This window comes from Methanoculleus sp. MH98A (genome assembly GCF_000691865.1).
Classification (GTDB): domain Archaea; phylum Halobacteriota; class Methanomicrobia; order Methanomicrobiales; family Methanoculleaceae; genus Methanoculleus.
In genome coordinates this window covers 1-16,849 of record NZ_JMIO01000055.1, presented here as the reverse complement: position 1 = coordinate 16,849, position 16,849 = coordinate 1, and the positions used below count along the sequence as shown (strand labels likewise).

Sequence of the window (16,849 nt, the reverse complement as noted above, 5' to 3'; positions counted from 1 at the left end):
AAGACGTATGCCTTTTGCCCGCTAGCAAATTCGATAAGAACAAGCTGTGTGTAGACGCTATCTAGATATACAGCATCAGGTACCGTACCCCGAATAAAAGTTGGAAATTTGAGTTTTTCCTTCAACTCATCCATCATGTTAGTTCATCCTCAAGGGGTGTGCCGTTACAATATAGCCATTACTTCCAATAATCAACAACAATATTTCCCCAGAATTCGGCTCCACGTAGTGGTAGACTCCGTTATCATTAATCTTTTGCCCATTCTTCGCCCCATCCAGGATAAGATTCTTTATTGCATCCTGATCCTCATACACAGGGCCGAAGACATCTCTAAACTGGTTGGTACCATGATAGTAGATGTGATTATTCTGGATATGAACCCATCCGGATCCACCATTGTCATATACGGTTCCCAGAACCTCACCACCAGCCGAGTCAAGTGTACCTTCCTCCAGCCAGACAGCAGTTCCGTCCCCACGTTTGGTCACTCGCAGCATCTCGGTTGGCGTGAGTTTCTTTGTCTCATCGCCAACGAGATCAAGCACGTCATCGGCAGTAACACCATCCGCTGCTCTGACAACTCTTGTCCCCAGCCCCAGGAACGCTTCGTCGAGCAAGGCGACTTTCTCCACCTCACCCGCACCGCTCTTCTGGATGGCCTCAACGGCCGTGCGCCGGAACTCAATCTTCGCGGACACTTTGGCAGCATTTTCCGCCGAGTATTCGGCCATTTCTTTCCCGATCTTCGAGATGTACCGTGCTCCGTCACCGCCCGTGGGAACCAGCCCGACGAGGCAGACGAGCGCCATCTGCCTGTCCCCCTGGGAGATGTACACCCCGGCGTCCCGGATGTCGCCGACGAGGACGATGCCGCTCAGCGATGAGCCGATCAGGTAGTAGACGTTGTCGTGGTTCTCCTCGGCGTAGGCACCCAGGGTGAACCCGAGGACCAGTTCGGCCGCTGCGCGCCCGGCGCTGTACTCGTGCGTGTCGGCATCGCCAGGTTCGCCGTCTTTGCCGTCGACCCAGCCGTCGCCGTCGGAATCGGGATTATTGGGATTGGTACCGTTGTCCAGCTCGTAGGCATCGGTCAGGCCGTCGTGATCCGAGTCGCGCGCCAGCGGGTCGGTACCGAACTCGTCCAGTTCGAGTGCGTCGCTGATCCCGTCCCCATCCCCGTCGACGCTGTTCGGGTCGCTCACGAGGATGAAGTAGATCTTCCCGTTGACCAGGACCATCTGCCCGGCCTCCTCGCCGTCGGTCAGGCCGTCGCCGTCGGAATCAGCGCTGTACGGGTCGGTGAAGTACCGGTTCCCGAAGCCGTCCCACCAGCCGGCCACTTCGAGCCAGTCGGGGATGCCGTCGCCGTCGGTATCGATATCCTGGTAGAACCGCAGGGTATAGGTCACATCGCCGTCGTTGTCGCTCAGGATACCCGAATCATGGTTCCACATCCCGATCTGGCCGCCCGCGTGAGTGAACTGAAGGACCGGGGCGGAGACCACCAGATCGCTGACCATGGAGTCGCAAGAGCCGCCCGAGTCGTAGTAGCGAACGGTCATGCCGAGGTTGCCGTAGTCGTCCCAGGCGGATTTCGCCCCGGTGCGCCGGTGACAGGCGTCAAATTCGCATAAGGTCTACTTAACCTGCTTGAATATATCAGAAAGTATATGTAACATTAAATAGCATTTCGAACAACCAGAAACGGCCGCTCTTGATTCAGGGGGCCAGTGGACCTCAAATGCTCTGAAGGCACCTCAAGAAGACCGTTTCGCAGCCGACATGCCTATTCGCGGACGAGAAGGGGCATGGAGGCCTGAACGGGGCGTCGAGATGAGAGGAATACGAGAAACCATCACCCGCTGGACAAGAAACTACCTCAGGGAACAGCCGCCGCACCCGGCGGCGATCGCCGGACTCTACCTGCTCTGCATATCGCTCATCTGGTTCCTTCCAGGCTTTCTCGCGCCGGAACTCTTCGGCGGGGGCAACACCTACCCGTTCATCATCTTCGAATACGGCGGCGTATACCTGCTCGCGGCCGTTCTCTTCGGGTGCTCCGCGGCACTTCTCTTCGCACTGGCGAGGAAGATGAGCGGACCGGGCGTGCGGGCATTCGCCCTGCCCGCCCTGGCCGTCGCGCTCCTCCTGCTCTACCCGGTCCCCGCCTACCTCGGGGGATCGATGCAGATGATACTGCCGTTTTACGTCCCCGGGTGGAATTACTTCGGCCTATCGCACGCCGCCGACGTCCTGATGAGCGCCGTCATCTCCTTCTCGGGCATCGGCCTCCTCTCTCTCGCGACGATCGCGCCCATCCTCCTCATCGACCGGTACGTCCCGATGAAGCGGCCGTACGCCGCCGCGGCAGCGCTCGGCACCCTCCTCTTTCCCATTCTGATGGCGGCAATCTTCAGGATCGATCCCGTTCCGTCCCTCATCCCCTGGCTCTCCCTCTCCCTCTCAACCCTCTCCGTCCTCTGCCTCGGGGTCGCCGGGGCGGCGGTGCTCTCTGTTCCTCTGGTCGTCCGCCGTCTCCTGAAGGGGGGCGGCAACCCGCCGCGGCAGGCCCGGGTCTTCGGGTTGCTTCTCCTCTGCCTCCTCCTCGTCTGGTTCGTCCCGGGATACCTCGAACCCGGATTTTTTCTTACGGGCTACGATCACTCCAGCCCCAATCCCTGGTTGAAGCGGTGCTGGTTTGTTCCCCAGGGGCCAGGGGATCTCGAACACCCGTGGTCCACCGTCCCCACGATCGAAGGCAACTATCTCATCGACGAACCCTGTCTTGGAGGTAGCCCTCTTTCGCTCTCCTCTCTCTCCGGAAAGGTATACCGTACAGTATACACCCGGGAACACACGGAGGAGAGATACATCGTCGAACAGTGGTGGTACGAGAACGAACGGACGTTCAGAAGCGATAAAAAAACGGCATTCGAATCTTTGAAAAGTTTCGGAGGAATTTCGGAGACGACGCTCGATCTCGGCGACCACCTCCTTGCCACCGGGTTCGAGCGCTCCGACGCGGAGCGGAAATACCCCGCCTGGCTCTTTGTCAACGAGACCACGAGGGGCTACATCCTCACCTACGAGAGGCCGTTCGACGACGGAAGGAGCAACGACTTCTTCATCGTCTACTACGGGACATACAACACCATGGGCCCCGATCCGGACAGGTCTCTCAAAGCGCTGATCGCACAGCGGCTCTCCCCGTCGGCAATCAGGGCTCCCGGCGAGGGGCTCTACGAGGAAGAACACCTGATCCGGATGCCGGAGGCGGAACCGTTCCTCTACATCTCAGAGATGATCCGGTATGCCGGCATCCTCCTCCTGACGCCCTTCCTCTTCGGGTGCTCCGTCGCGCTCCTCTTTGCGGGTGCGCTGACCGAACTGAAGACCAGGAAAAGGCGACTCATGGTTGCGATTCCGCTCCTCGCCGCCGTCCTCCTGTTCCTCTCCCTCATCTCCGCCTACCTGACCGGTTCGACATGGATGCCAATCCCCCCGTTTTACCTCCCCACAAGCGAGCCTCTCGGCGTATCGACTCTTCTCGATGCCCTGCTGAACCTCATGGTATTCCTGTCGGCCCTCACGCTCATCGGTCTCGGGGTGATCGCGCCGTACCTTCTCCTCAGGCGCTACCTCCCCCTGAAGCGGCCTTTCCGGGCGGTTCTCGTCTCGGGCACCCTTGTCTTCGGCATCCTCATCTACCCGCTCATGATGATGCTTGCCGTCTGGGACGGATTGCATCCCGCCCCCTGGCTCTCCCCTCTTGCCTGGATGGCCCTCGGGTTCTGCCTTGCCGCCGCGTTGGCGGTGGTGATCTACGCAGTCCAGGCAGCGGCGGGGCGGGGGGGTGAATCGCCGTGAACGTCACCCACCCTGCAGGTGAATCTCGGAAAGGTAAGTTCGGTGTGAATCCATGACACCCGACCGCCAGACGACCCTGCAAGACCTCAGACGCCTCCTCCCCGCCGCGCTCTTCGCCGGCCTGGTCGGCGGCGGACTGCTGGTGGTGCTCCAGACCTACGTCCATACATGGTGCCGGGGCGGTATCGCCTGCTACAACCACGGACTCTTCGACGGCATCGACACGTTCCAGGGCCTGGTGCTCGGTATCCTCGCCCTCCTCCTTGCCGGGATGCTCCCGGCCGCCCTGCAGCGCGAGGGCGGGATGAAGAGGGACTTTGCAGTCCTTGCGGGCGGGACCGCCGGGTTCACGGCATTTCTCGTCCTCGAGATGTATTCAATGGTAACATCGGTCTTCGGGCACGGATACGCCGCAGGACTCTCCGACGTCCTCTCTCTGGCCCATGAAACCCTCGCGAATCTCTTCCTTCCCCTCCTCGCCATCGGCCTCGCTATGGCGGCCCTCGCCGCCCTCGGGGCCTTCGTCGTCTCGTTCATCCGGGAGAGAGCAGCCGGGCCGAGCGAGGGTGCCGCGGCATCCCGGCTCCTCCTCTGCTCCACGGCCGCCATCATCCTCGTCATCGTGGTTCTCCCCCCGCTCGCCGCCCATGCAATGCTCGGTGCCGGGATGATCGACGTAAACCCCGGAACGGCGATGGTCATGACAACCGTCTCCGCAGAACGCACCGCGCCCGACGCAATCGTCCTCACCGTCGAGGACGCGCCTCCCGCCTCCGTGCTCGACCCCGGTGCGCCGTTCTCGGTCCTGATGAACGGAGTCGACGTCTCCGATGCTTCCGCGTGTGCCGCGAGCGGTTTTGCCGCGACGGTCGATCCGCCCGGGGGACTTGAGGCCGCCAGAGGATCGGAGGCCGCCTGGACCGGGGTCGGGGCCTCAAACAACGGCACGCCGGTGGACGTCGTGGTCACGGCCCACGGAGCCGACGGCTCGGAGATCATCGTCCTGAGCCTCATTATCTAAAGCAGGTTGGCTCCACGCTCCGCCGGCACCTTGCGGAGAGAAACGCCCGCGGGAGAGTCCTTGCGGGTAAAAAGAGATCCGGGGATACCGGGGCCCTACGACCCTTCGGTCCGGGTATCGTAGTCCTCGTTCAAGACGTGCTCTTTGACGACCGTCCCCTCCGGGATGATCACCTCCGGCCAGAGCCGGGTCCCGGAGTGGACGACCACGCCGCCTTTCAGCACCGCACGCGGCCCGATGACCGTGTCGTGCTCGATGTTGCACCCGCTGCCGACGAGCGTATCGTTGTCGATGATGCTCCCGCTGACAGTGCTGTCGCTCCCGATCACCACCCGGTTGTAGATGGACGAGGAGAAGATCTTTGCGCTGTTCTTGATGATGCAGCCCTCTCCGATGCTCGTGTACGGCCCGATGACGACGTTCTCCTCGATGATCGTCCCGGCGCCGATCGAGACCGGCCCGATCACCCGGGAGTTCGCCGCAACCGAGACCGAACTCCCTATCTGCACCGGGCCGAGGATCCGGGCGCCTTTGATGTAGAGGTCGCCGGAGATGTTCGTAAACCCGATATCCTGCAGTTTCCACCGCTCCGCTTCGCGGAGAGACCTCGGGCTCCCCACGTCCGACCAGTTGCCGCGGGCAAGCCAGGCTTTGAGAGGGTAACCCTGCTCCATCAGTTCGGGGAAGAGGTTGCGGGCGAAGTCGAACTTCTCGCCGCTCGGGATGTGGTCGAAGACCTCCGGGTCGCAGACATACATACCGGTGCTCGCGAGGTTCGAGAAGATCTCCCCCGGGCTCGGCTTCTCCTTGAACCGTTTGATCTGGTAATCCGCGTCGATCTCGGCGATCCCGTACTCGGTCGGGTCGTCGATGCTGATGAGCCCTATCGTGGTGATCGAGTCGTTTGCGAGGTGCTCGCGGTAGAACTCGAGCAGGTTTAAGCCCACCACGTGATCGCCGCCGACGACCAGGAACGGCTGCTCTTCAAGGTATTTCTGGGCGTTCTTAACGCTCCCCGCCGTCCCGAGTTTCGTCTTCTCGTGGACGTAGGTGACGTTGACCCCGAAGAGGGAGCCGTCCCCGAGGGCCGCCTCGATGGACTCGCTCATGTAGCCGAGCGTAATCACCACATCGTTAAACCCGAGGTTCGCGAGGTGTGAGACCAGGTGCTGGATCGAGGGTTTGTTGACTATCGGGATGCACGGTTTAGGACGCCCAAATGTGAGGGGGCGGAGCCGTGTGCCCTCCCCTCCGCACATTATGCACACCTTCATGCCACTCCATTGTATGCGTATCGATTTAACCCTTGGGGCAGCACGGGGCACCCGTTCCCAACCTTTATCCTCAGGCATGCAAAGAATCTACAGAAATGACGGCATTCGAATGTACACTCTGCGGGAAGTGCTGCATGCACGCAGGAGACGCGCTCATCGAGATCGAAAAGCGGCTCACCAGCCGCGACTTCCTCTGCCGGCAGAAGGTCGTCGGCGGCACGTTCCGCGCCCGGGTCGAGGAGCGGTTCCTCGACGCCTTCAGAGATACCGCCGAAAACGACAGACACCCCTCCTGGTGCCCGTTCCTCCGGGGCCTTCCCGGGGAAGAGGGGAAATACATCTGCACCATCCATAACAGCCGTCCGCTGATCTGCCGTTCCTACGTCTGCTGCACCATGCGGATCTTCGATTCCGGCGGAGAGGAGGTCGGGAAGGTGAAGGGGAGGAGAAGCCTCGTCACCGGGGATGCCGACCTCGTCCGGTGCTGGGATGAGGGGGTCGCACCGCTCGCGACCGACGACGACATCGCCTGGAAGAGCGAGGTTGCCGCGATCCTCGGGCGTTCCGGCTACCGGGTCGAGGCCTATGAGTGAACCCCGGCGTCTTCCCGTTATCCGGGGCCGGGTTCAGTGTACGGAAAAAGAGAGCGTTCCCGTCGCCCAATGCCGGCTCTGCGTCCATTCCGCCAGCGTCGTGATCGGGGGGAGAGAACTGCCGTCGCCGGCACGGGCCTACTGCAGCCGGTGCCGCGACGCACCCGATATCGATATGGCGAAGGTCGAGGCGATTCTCTGCGATGATAAGCAGGAAGAAGGGTTTCGGAGCATCGCAAACATCATCAGCTAACCGGGCTTACTTCCGCCAGAATTCCCAGGGATGTTTCGTCTGGAACGGAACGCCCTTCGCCTCGTTGTTCCAGTCGGTCTCGATCGTGTGATGGACCAGCCGGACTTCGTTGCGGAGTTCGGTAAGGACTTCTTTGACATCCTCAAGCTCCTGCTGGAGCCGGCTCAACTCCTCGAACGTTCGCGGCTGCCGGGCCGTCGGCGTCCCCGCCTCCTTGCAGGCAAGGCCGGCCTCGATCAACTCGAGAATCGCCTCGTTTCTGTCGAGCGCGTGATCTCTGGCGAACTGATCGATCTGCTCCATCAGGTCGGGATCGAGCGCAAACGAACATCTCATTACCATAGGTCGTCCACTCCCATCATTGCATCTCTCTGCTGATTATACTGTCTGCCGTTCGGGGATAGGTCCGGCTTCCGGGTGCAGCGTCTTCGCAAAAAAAAGTGTCCGGGTCCTCGGTGGAGGACTACCCGGTCAACTGATATTTTCCATGTTATATCCTTTCTGGGCGAGCAGATCTTTCACCCGCTCGCGATGGTTGCCCTGCAGCTCGATCGAGGAGTCCTTGACCGTGCCGCCACAGGCCAGCTTCGCTTTCAGGAACTTGGAGAGGTCTTCGAGATCGATGTCATAAGGGTCGAGGCCCTCGATGACCGTGACTTCTTTTCCATACCGACGCCTGTTGATCTTTACGCTGATTCTCTGCTGTTCCTTGGCTACTTCTTCACAGATACACAGTTCTTTTGGCAGTCCGCAGGTCGGACATATCCCACCGTTCATTGCATGTACCTTTCAGCTCTCGTTATATATTATTTGGCATGGTCATCCGTCAATCAGGCAGACATCGCACCCTAACGAGAATATCTGGTCGGGTCTGCTCCGGTAGCGGTAGACGGTCGTGCCCTTGCATCCGAGATCGTGGGCAAGGGAGAAGACACGGGCGATCTCGTCGACGGTTGCGCTCTGTGGCAGGTTCACGGTCTTGGAGACGGCGTTGTCCACGTGCTTCTGGAACGCTGCCTGCATCCGGACATGGTGCTCCGGTGCGATCTCGACGGCCGTCCTGAAGAGGTCCCGGGCATGGTCGTCGAGGGGAAGACCGGCAACCGTGCCGTGGCGGCGGACGTGATCCGCGACATCCTTCCCGCCGGCGGTCCGGGGCAGGAACCCGGCGACGAGATCGCTTACGATACTGACCGGCCGGCCGTCGATCGTCCGGTCGTAGGCTAACGAGAAGACCGGCTCGATGCCGCTTGTGGTCCCGGCGATGAGGTGGATCGAGCCCGTGGGGGCGATGGTGGTGACGGTGGCGTTGCGCATCTCTCCCGAAAAGACCGAGCCCTCGATCGCCGGGAACGAGCCCTTCTGTGCCCCGAGTTCCTCCGATCGCTCCCGGGCCGTCTCCTGAATACGCTCCATCAGGCTCCCGGCGAACCGGAGCGCTTCCTCCGACTCGTAGGGAATCCCGAGGCGTATGAGCGCCTCGCTAAACCCCATGACCCCGAGGCCGATCTTGCGGGTCGACAGGGTCTTTTCCCGGATCTCGGGCAGGGGGAAGCGGTTCGCGTCGATGACCGCATCGAGGAAGTCGACGCCGCACCGGACGACCTTCGCGAGCAGGTCCTCGTCGATGTCGTGCAGTCTGACGCACCGGGCAAGGTTGACGCTTCCGAGGTTGCAGCTCTCGTAGGGGTAGAGCGGCTGCTCGCCGCAGGGGTTGGTCGCCTCGATGGGGCCGAGGTGGGGAGTGGTGCTTCGGCGGTTGATCTCGTCGAGGAAGAGCACCCCGGGTTCGCCGGAGGCCCGGGCGGACGCGGCGATGAGACGCCAGAGCGATCGGGCGTCGATGCTTTTCCAGATTGTGCCGTCGCGGGGATTGACGAGGTCGTACTCCTTCCCCGTCGCGACGCACGAAAAGAACTTCTCGTCGACGCCGACCGAGATGTTGAAGTTCGAGAGCCCCCCTTCCTGCTTTGCGGTGACGAACTCCTTGATGTCGGGGTGGGAGGCCGCGAGCACCCCCATGTTCGCCCCCCGGCGCCGGCCGCCCTGCCTGACCGCCCCGGTCGCCGCGTCGAAGACCCGCATGAACGAGACCGGCCCGGTTGCGGCGCCCGTGACCCCGTTGACGGCGTCGCCGCGAGGCCGGAGGCGCGAGAACGAGAACCCGGTTCCTCCCCCGGATTGGTGGATGAGCGCCATGTGGCCGAGGGTTCCGAATATCCCTTCGAGCGTGTCCTCCATCGGAAGGACGAAGCAGGCCGAGAGCTGCCCGGAGGGGGTGCCCGCGTTCATCAGGGTCGGGGAGTTCGGGAGGAAAAGAAGGCTCGATACGAGCGAGAAAAACTCGCGGGACCGTGCCGTCCCGCCCACGGCGTCGGCGACCCGGGAGAAGAGGCCGGCCGGCGTCTCGCCCGGGAGGAGGTAGCGGCTCTCCAGGAGGAGGCGGGCGGCAGGGGAGAACTCCATATGATCCCTGATGGAACCCCGCACTTAATAACCCGTCGTGCCCAATTCTTCTGCCGGCAATGTCTCTCATCGTGCTCGGAACAGCATCCCACGTGGGCAAGAGCCTGACCGTTGCGGCGCTCTGCCGTGCGCTCTACCGGCGTGGAATCCCGGTTGCGCCGTTCAAATCTCAGAACATGAGCCTCAACTCCTACGTCACGGCCGACGGGAGCGAGATCGGGATCGCCCAGGCCGTCCAGGCCTTCGCGGCCGGGGTCGAGCCGGAGGCCGACATGAACCCGGTCCTCCTCAAACCCAAGGGCGATTCGGTCTCGCAGGTGGTGCTGCTCGGCCGCCCCTATAAGGATGTGCAGATCCGGGACTACTACAGGGAGACCGATACGCTTCTTGCCGAGGCCGTCGCTGCATTCGAGCGGCTTCGGAGCCGGTTCGGGAACGTGGTGGCGGAAGGTGCCGGGGGAGCGGCGGAGGTGAACCTCTACGACCGCGACATCGCGAATATACGGCTCGCCCGCTCGCTCCGCCTCCCCATCGTCCTGGTCGCCGATATCGAGCGGGGCGGGGTCTTCGCCCAGGTCTACGGGACGCTCGCCCTCCTCCCGGAGGATATCCGCCCCCTCGTCGCCGGGGTCATCGTCAACAAGTTCCGGGGAGATCCCGGGCTCTTCGCCTCGGGCGTCGAAAAACTCGAAGAACTCACGGGCGTCCCGGTGCTCGGGGTGGTGCCTTTCGCCGACATCCCCCTCCCGAGCGAGGACTCGCTCTCGATCGCCGATAAAGGGGAACGGGCGGGCGCCTGCCCGGTCAGGATCGCCGTCCTCCGCCTCCCCCGGATCTCGAACTTCACCGACTTCGAGCTCCTCGAGCGGCACGCCACGGTGGATTACGTCCCCCCCGGCGGATCGCTTTCCGGCTACGACTGCATCATCCTGCCCGGAACGAAGAACACCGTCGAGGACCTCGCCGTGCTGAACCGACACGGCGTGGGGGAGGAACTCCGGGCCGCCCGGGCACGGGGCGTCCCGATCATCGGGATCTGCGGCGGCTACCAGATGCTCGGGAGCCGGATCCATGACGCCGCCATCGAGTCGGAGAACCCGGCGGAGCACCCGGGGTTCGGGCTCCTCGGCGTCGTGACAGCCTTTACCGGCTACCGCAAGACGACGGTGCAGGTCCGGCGCCGGGCGACCGGCCCCGGCCCCATCCTCCCGGCGATGGGGGAGGTGGAAGGCTACGAGATCCACATGGGCGAGACGGAGCGGGGCGACCTCTCCGAAGCGTTCGCCGGGGAAGGAGCCTCAACTCCCGACGGCCTGGTCTTCGGGACCTACATGCACGGCCTCTTCCAGAACCCCGGCGCCGTAAACGCCCTCCTCACCTACCTCGCAGAGCAGCGGGGCGTAGCCTTCGAACCGGTGACGGCGGAGAGCGGCACCCTCGGGGCCGCGGCATCCTACGACGACCTGGCACGGCACTTCGAGGAGCACGTGGATATGGGGGCTATTCTGAAATGGTTTATTGTTCCCGACTCACGTGATAGAGGATGAGTGGAAGAGAGATCTCTCCATCGGACGCAGCCGCCCTCGATTACATACACGTACGCGTCGTCGATTACAACCCCGCCTGGCCGGACCTCTTTCGCACGGAAGCCCGCCGGATAGAAGATATCCTGAAAGAGAATCTGGTGCAGATCTTTCATATCGGCAGCACGTCGGTGCCGGGCCTCCGGGCAAAACCCATCATCGATATCATGCCGGCTGTCCTTGACATCGAGCAGGTTGACGAGAGATCCGGGCAATTCGAGGCTATCGGCTATGAAGCCATGGGCGAACTCGGCATACCCGGAAGACGCTACTTCCGCAAGGGCGGGGAGAACCGCACCCACCAGATACACGCCTTCCAGTACGATAATGTCCAGAACATTACAAGGCATCTGGCCTTTCGCGATTATCTGAGATCCCATCCCGAGATCAGCCGTGCGTATGCCGCTCTCAAGTCGAAACTTGCCATGCGGTATCCACGGGATATAGGGCAATACTGCAACGGCAAAGACAGTTTTGTGAAACGCGTGGAACGTGACGCGTTACGATGGTACTGGAAAAAATACAATATCGGTCGGTGTTAGGCCCTGGAGGCCCAACACCCGACTTCACTCCGGGCCGGGTTAGCCCGAAGATCCATGCTCCTTAAATGCCCTTTCAGATAATGAACCGGAACGCCATCCAGGCGATAAACACCATCAGCGCCGAGTACTTCAGCCCACCGACCACCCGGCCTTCGCCCATGATGCCCGCCGCGAGCCCCGAGAAGAATCCCTGGATCAGCGCGGCGTGGCAGAAGAGCCGGTTGTAGAGGAAGAGGTCCACGTTGCCCATGAACGACTGGGCCGAACTTGAACCCGACGCAGCAACCGCCTCCCCCGCCTCCGCCATCGTGGTGAGGAAGGTACCCGAGAGCACCCCGATGACGAAGAGGAAGACGAAGAACGACATCAGGATGATGACCATGTAAATCATCATCCCGTTTTTGCGCTCCGACTGCAGGTTGAAGAACTCGTACGCGTCGTGCGCCGCCGCCCGTAGCACCTCGCTCACGTCGCCGCCGGCGGAGCTCGCGTGGGCGATCAGGTCGACACTCCGCTCCGTAAGCGGGGTGTTCACGACCTTCCCGAACCGGCGGATGGCCTCCACGAACGGGACCCCCCAGGACATCTCGGTGTCGAGTTTGCGGATGTGCGGCGTGAGCGCCCCGTATTCACCCTCCGAGACGATATGGATGGCGTGCGGGAGCGTCATGCCCGAATCGTTCATTCCGGCCACATCCCGGAAGAAGTTCGGGAGCGACGCCTCGACGCTCGAGATGCGCCACGCCTCCTTGAAATCAAGGAGGGCAAGCGGCACGATGGCGATGAGGAGCGCGAAGACGAAGACGTCGTCGATCATCGTCGTCGTGAAGAGGGCGCCGATGCCGTAGGACGTCACCATGCTCACGAACCCGCCAATGAAGAGGAGGAGCGCGACCGGAACGGATACGAAGAGGACGGTGTAGGGCTCCTCCATCATCACCCTGACCGGGTGTTTGAGGAACCGGTAAAACCCTTCCTGGTACTTCCGCCAGTTCTCAATCCTGCCGAAGATCTCCTGATCCTGCTCCACGAACCGCTCGGGCTCCAGGGCGTCATCCGGAACAATCTCCTGATCCGAAGGCCTCCTGTTCAAGAAATCGTTGAAAATATCTTTGAATCCCATATCACACCTCCGGAGTCATGGAACTGATCAGGACGACGAACATCATACTCCCGAACGGCACAATCATGTAGATGATGATGCAGAGGAAAAGCGGATCCGAGTCGCCCGAGAGGATCGTCATCACCGACTGCAGGATGATCAGAAAGAGCATGCCGGCGACCATCGCGGTGACATAGGACTCCGCGATCAGCCCGAGCGTCTCTAAAAACGACTTCTGCTGCTGGTTGTTCTCGAGCGTGTACTGGTGAGCCTTGTTGCGGAAGTACTCCGTGAGGTTGCTCCCGCTGGAGATGCTCGCAACGGCTCCCTGCAGGAACTCCCGCATCCGTTCGCTCGGCGTCGCCTGCGAGACCGTTCGCAGGGCATCGAGAAGATCCTTCCCGAAGAAATCGGTTTCCCGGGAGATGTAGCGCGCTTCGACGGCGCTTTCGCCGTATATCGTGCTCTGGCCGAGCAGCCGGAAGACCTCGTCGGGGGTGATCCCGGCCGAAGACATGGCGGTGACGTAGTTAATGGCATACGGAAGGGTGGCATCGATATTCCGGCGACGTTCTCCCGCCTTTATACCGGGATAGAGGAGGTAGATCAGGTAGGTAATCCCCCCGAACACCAGGAGAGAGATGACCGTGATGGCGACGGTGCCGAGCAGCATCTTGTAGTCGTTCAACGCATACAGGACTTCCGGAACCGCTCCGCGATAGACGATCATATCGGGAATCCGCAGGAGGTAGGCCAGGAGCCCGAGGAGCGCGGCGGCGGCCAGCCCCACGGCGACCGAGGAAACGTAAGCGGTCGCAAGATACGCCTCGAACGGCGTATTCATCCGGGCTCCCATCAGGTCGTTTCGGAGGCTGATGTAGTCTCCCCGCTTCTTTTTCAGGCCGTGCCCGATCAGGTTGAAGCAGAACCGCTCGTAACTGTTCATGCGGAACCACCCTCCCCGTAGAGGTCGGCACGCACCCGCTGGACGACCGTCTCCGGATCGCGGAAGTAGGAGACCAGGATCTTGCTCACGTCCTTGAAATGGCGAATCTTCTTGATACGCATCCATTCAAGGACTTCCTGCCGGCGTTTCAGCTCTTCGCGCATCCGCTCCTCGCTCCAGCCCCGGTCTTCCATGATCTGTTCGAGGATGTAGGATTTGCCGGAATACCGGATCTCGTCGGTTGCCGGATGCCACCGGAAGACCTCATTCGTGATCAGTTCGTTCGTCCGGGGATCGATATCCAGGATCTCGATGAGCTGCTTGTTCCGCCGGATCCGCTGACCGCCTATACGGGCCTGCACCTGGATGGACATCAGGTTCAGTGCAGAGAGCATGTTCCTCGGTACGTCAATCGGCGGGTTCTCCAGACGGTGGACGGCGCTTGCCACCGAGTCGGCGTGCATCGTCGCGTAGGTGACGTGACCGGTGCTCATTGCCTGGAAGAGGGTCAGGGCCTCCTTGCCACGGACCTCACCGACCAGGATGTACTCCGGACGCTGCCGGAGGGCGGCACGCAGGAGTTCGTACATATCGATCTCGCCCCGCCCGTCCTGCGAGAACGAGTCCCGGGTGATGCTCGGGATCCAGTTTGGGTGAGGCAGTTTCAGCTCCCGGGTATCCTCGAGGGTGACAATCTTTGCCAGCGGCGGGATGAAGAGCGATACGGCGTTCAGGGTCGTCGTCTTTCCGGACGCCGTCCCGCCGGCAAAGATGCAGGACTTGGCGTTCTCGACCGCGAGCCAGATGAAGGCGATCCCGAGCGGCGAGAAAGTGTGCCACTCGATAAGGTCCGTCGGCGTGATCGGCTCCTCCCGGAACTTACGGATCGTGAACGTCGAACCGTGAGCGGTCACTTCCGCCCCGAGCGTCATCTGGATACGCGATCCGTCGCTCATCGTGGCGTCCAGCATCGGATCGGCAATGGAGATGTATTTCCCGGCCCGCTGCGCAAGTTTCGTGACGAACGAGTCGAGCGCCACGTGATCGCGATAGACGAGGCTCGTCTTCATCGATTCGTAGGTCGTATGATAGACGAATATGGCACTGTTCACGCCGTCACAGGAGATATCCTCGATATACTTGTCGTGCATCACCGGGTCGATCAGCCCGTCGCCGAGGAACTCTTTCTCCACGTGATAGAGGATCTTCTCGCGCCCGAGAGGCTCGAGGCGGATCCCGTAGTCGGCGATGATCATGTTCGCCGCATCGCGGAGCGCCGTCCGTGCTTCGTCGCGGGTGAGGTCACGGGAAGTGATGTTGAGCGTCTCAAAGAGCCGCTCTTTGATCTCCAGGAAGAGTTCCTGCTCCCCGGGCGTGAGCACGGGCTCGATGACGTTATAGGTGTACTCGTGCGTCGCGCTGTCGTAGGTCACCCGGACATAGGCATACGGTTCGTTCACCGGATAGAGTTCGATCTCCTCCACCCCCGGCGACGGTCGCATCGCGAGATCGACGAGCGGGCCGTGGAACGCAGGGTTGTACTCCTCGACCACGGCACCGACTTTCGGCACCTGGATCTTTTTGAGGAACCCGAACCGGGGCTGCGGAACTTCTTCGGCGGGGGTCACCACCTGTGCGGCAGCCGCAGCAAGTGAAGTGGAGGAGAGGGACTGGGAGAAGATATCGTCGAACTCCGACACGACCCTGGCATTGTCGACGAAATCAAAATGGTGCTCGTTGCGGTTGATGCTCAGTTCATCGATCGTGAACGTCGCGCTCTTCGGGAGGATCAGATCCGCCAGGTTCCCGAGCTCCTCTACCGTTACCACGCCGTCGGATGGATCTCCTCCGATTCCGGGATCATCGACGTCTCCCACAACGCGGGGTTTCGGCCCGGTGGTGCCGGATTCATCGCCCTCGCGCCATCCTTTCACCCGATCGAGGATTCCCGCAGGGATGTGGTCCCCGGGGGAAGAAGCCGGCACATCCTGCTCCGCCCCGAAATCCTCAACCGCCGCCGGCGGATCAGCCGGCACATCCTGCTCCGCATGGACACCGTGCGTCTCTACCGTCGGGGGGGGCACGGCCTCTCCACCGCCGTCCGCCTTGCTCCCTCCGATCCGGTCGAGGAGTGCCCTGACGGGGTCCTTGCCGGAAGGTACACGCGGTTCGGCGGTGGTTCCCGACCTTGCCACCGTGTCGATGAGCGAGCGGATCCCCGTACTCTTTTGCGGGATCTCCGCGCTCTTCTGCTCCTGCACTGGCGAAGGCTCCGGCTGCTCGTCAATTTCATCGGTAACGGGCTCTGCAACCTCCGGAACCGTCTCTTCCCGCACATCCTCTTCCGGGGATTGGAGCGGCAAACCCGTATCGACGCTCTCCGCCGTGGTTTCTCCGTCGCCGGTCTCCTGTTTCCCGGGCTGTGCAAGAAGGTTCCTGACTGCTGCTATCAATTCACGTTCTTCATCTTCACCTGAACTCATCCTCTGTGCCCCCAATATCAACGTACGCTTCTACCTGAGGTTCATGGAACTCGATGATGCGCCGTGTCCGCTCTCCGATCCGATCCGAGACCACACACATGTAGCGCCCATTGAGCAGCCGAAAACTGACCTTTCCCTCGGAATCCGTCACATCGCTCGTCATGACGACCTTTCCTTTCCGGATCGCGACGTGGGCTCCGGCAAGAGGCGTCCGGCCGTCGCGCACGATCAGGCAGAGCACTCCTATCCGCTGCCGGGCAGGCGTGCCGACGGTCGGGATGTCGAGGCGACCGTTTTTCTTCAGGTGGCTTTTGTCAAAGACCCTGCACCGTGAAACCAGCGCGTCGACAATCGGCGGCGTCACCGGGAAGAGTTCGAACTCTTCCCGCCCGGTCAGGCGCAGGACGGCCGAATCTCCAAAGAGTGTCCCCATCGTATCGACGAACATGGCACCGTCCGGTTCGCCCCCGGAGAAAATCAGGAAGAACGTGTGTTCCTTCTCTTTCGAAACCCCTATTCCGGTCGGGGAATGGCCGCTACTGTAGTGCAGCAACTCGTCAAGAGTGAAGCGTCCCTCGCTCGTCGACTGTCGCAGGATCTCGTCCATAAGGTCGTTTATGTCCATGCAGATCTTCAGGTACGGTATTTTGCAGTTTGTATGCCGGAAAGGGGATTTTTACCCCCTATCACAATATATCACATCAGTATGCTATTATTA

General features: G+C 61.5%; 15 protein-coding genes. 6 read left to right on the top strand and 9 right to left on the bottom strand.

What is annotated here, in order from left to right; all coding sequences use genetic code 11:
• Nucleotides 1-138: 138 nt before the first annotated feature.
• A complete protein-coding gene (locus tag EI28_RS13190; protein ID WP_052379707.1) occupies nucleotides 139-1,563 on the bottom strand; it encodes a hypothetical protein in 1,425 nt (474 codons plus the stop codon).
• A 271-nt stretch (nucleotides 1,564-1,834) separates the two neighbouring features.
• Here EI28_RS13190 and EI28_RS08220 point away from each other — a divergent pair, with 271 nt between their 5' ends.
• Nucleotides 1,835-3,868 carry a hypothetical protein gene (locus EI28_RS08220; protein ID WP_048114141.1) on the top strand — a complete coding sequence of 678 codons (2,034 nt, stop codon included), beginning with the start codon at nucleotides 1,835-1,837 and terminating at the stop codon, nucleotides 3,866-3,868.
• A 52-nt stretch (nucleotides 3,869-3,920) separates the two neighbouring features.
• Nucleotides 3,921-4,889 carry a hypothetical protein gene (locus tag EI28_RS08215; protein WP_048114140.1) on the top strand — a complete coding sequence of 323 codons (969 nt, stop codon included), beginning with the start codon at nucleotides 3,921-3,923 and terminating at the stop codon, nucleotides 4,887-4,889.
• A 95-nt stretch (nucleotides 4,890-4,984) separates the two neighbouring features.
• On the opposite strand, the gene EI28_RS08210 is transcribed toward EI28_RS08215, so the two are convergent.
• Entirely contained in the window at nucleotides 4,985-6,163 is a 1,179-nt protein-coding gene (locus EI28_RS08210) for a sugar phosphate nucleotidyltransferase (protein ID WP_048114139.1), read from the bottom strand.
• Between the two features lie 95 nt (nucleotides 6,164-6,258).
• Between EI28_RS08210 and EI28_RS08205 the strand changes: the two genes are divergently transcribed.
• On the top strand, nucleotides 6,259-6,756 hold the full coding sequence (locus EI28_RS08205) for a YkgJ family cysteine cluster protein (RefSeq protein ID WP_082223131.1): 498 nt from the start codon (nucleotides 6,259-6,261) through the stop codon (nucleotides 6,754-6,756).
• Entirely contained in the window at nucleotides 6,749-7,009 is a 261-nt protein-coding gene (locus EI28_RS08200; protein ID WP_048114138.1) for a hypothetical protein, read from the top strand. The genes EI28_RS08205 and EI28_RS08200 overlap by 8 nt, the downstream gene beginning before the upstream one ends.
• Nucleotides 7,010-7,015: 6 nt before the next feature.
• Here EI28_RS08200 and EI28_RS08195 read toward each other — a convergent pair whose 3' ends face one another.
• The 3 genes from EI28_RS08195 to EI28_RS08185 form a co-directional block, all read right to left on the bottom strand.
• A complete protein-coding gene (locus EI28_RS08195; protein ID WP_048114137.1) occupies nucleotides 7,016-7,351 on the bottom strand; it encodes a type II secretion system protein E in 336 nt (111 codons plus the stop codon).
• 129 nt (nucleotides 7,352-7,480) lie between these two features.
• Nucleotides 7,481-7,786, bottom strand: a complete 306-nt coding sequence (gene yciH / locus EI28_RS08190) for a stress response translation initiation inhibitor YciH (protein WP_011844832.1) — start codon at nucleotides 7,784-7,786, stop codon at nucleotides 7,481-7,483.
• A 42-nt stretch (nucleotides 7,787-7,828) separates the two neighbouring features.
• Entirely contained in the window at nucleotides 7,829-9,475 is a 1,647-nt protein-coding gene (locus EI28_RS08185; protein WP_048114136.1) for an adenosylcobalamin-dependent ribonucleoside-diphosphate reductase, read from the bottom strand.
• Nucleotides 9,476-9,534: 59 nt separating this feature from the next.
• On the opposite strand from EI28_RS08185, the gene EI28_RS08180 reads away from it, so the two are divergent.
• Nucleotides 9,535-11,022 (top strand): cobyric acid synthase, encoded by a 1,488-nt coding sequence (locus EI28_RS08180; RefSeq protein WP_048114135.1) that lies wholly within the window; start codon nucleotides 9,535-9,537, stop codon nucleotides 11,020-11,022.
• Entirely contained in the window at nucleotides 11,019-11,600 is a 582-nt protein-coding gene (locus EI28_RS08175) for a GrpB family protein (RefSeq protein ID WP_197018476.1), read from the top strand. The genes EI28_RS08180 and EI28_RS08175 overlap by 4 nt, the downstream gene beginning before the upstream one ends.
• 73 nt (nucleotides 11,601-11,673) lie before the next feature.
• On the opposite strand, the gene EI28_RS08170 is transcribed toward EI28_RS08175, so the two are convergent.
• Genes EI28_RS08170 through EI28_RS08155 form a run of 4 tightly spaced genes read right to left on the bottom strand, consistent with a single transcriptional unit; the run spans nucleotide 11,674 to nucleotide 16,756 of the window.
• Nucleotides 11,674-12,723 carry a type II secretion system F family protein gene (locus tag EI28_RS08170; RefSeq protein WP_048114134.1) on the bottom strand — a complete coding sequence of 350 codons (1,050 nt, stop codon included), beginning with the start codon at nucleotides 12,721-12,723 and terminating at the stop codon, nucleotides 11,674-11,676.
• A gap of 1 nt (nucleotide 12,724) precedes the next feature.
• Nucleotides 12,725-13,648, bottom strand: coding sequence for a type II secretion system F family protein (locus tag EI28_RS08165; protein ID WP_048114133.1), 924 nt, complete (start codon nucleotides 13,646-13,648; stop codon nucleotides 12,725-12,727).
• Nucleotides 13,645-16,131: a type II/IV secretion system ATPase subunit gene (locus tag EI28_RS08160; RefSeq protein WP_048114132.1), complete on the bottom strand. Its 2,487-nt coding sequence runs from the start codon at nucleotides 16,129-16,131 to the stop codon at nucleotides 13,645-13,647. The genes EI28_RS08165 and EI28_RS08160 overlap by 4 nt, the downstream gene beginning before the upstream one ends.
• Nucleotides 16,118-16,756: a hypothetical protein gene (locus EI28_RS08155; protein ID WP_048114131.1), complete on the bottom strand. Its 639-nt coding sequence runs from the start codon at nucleotides 16,754-16,756 to the stop codon at nucleotides 16,118-16,120. Before EI28_RS08155 ends, EI28_RS08160 begins: the two co-directional genes overlap by 14 nt.
• Nucleotides 16,757-16,849 lie beyond the last annotated feature (93 nt).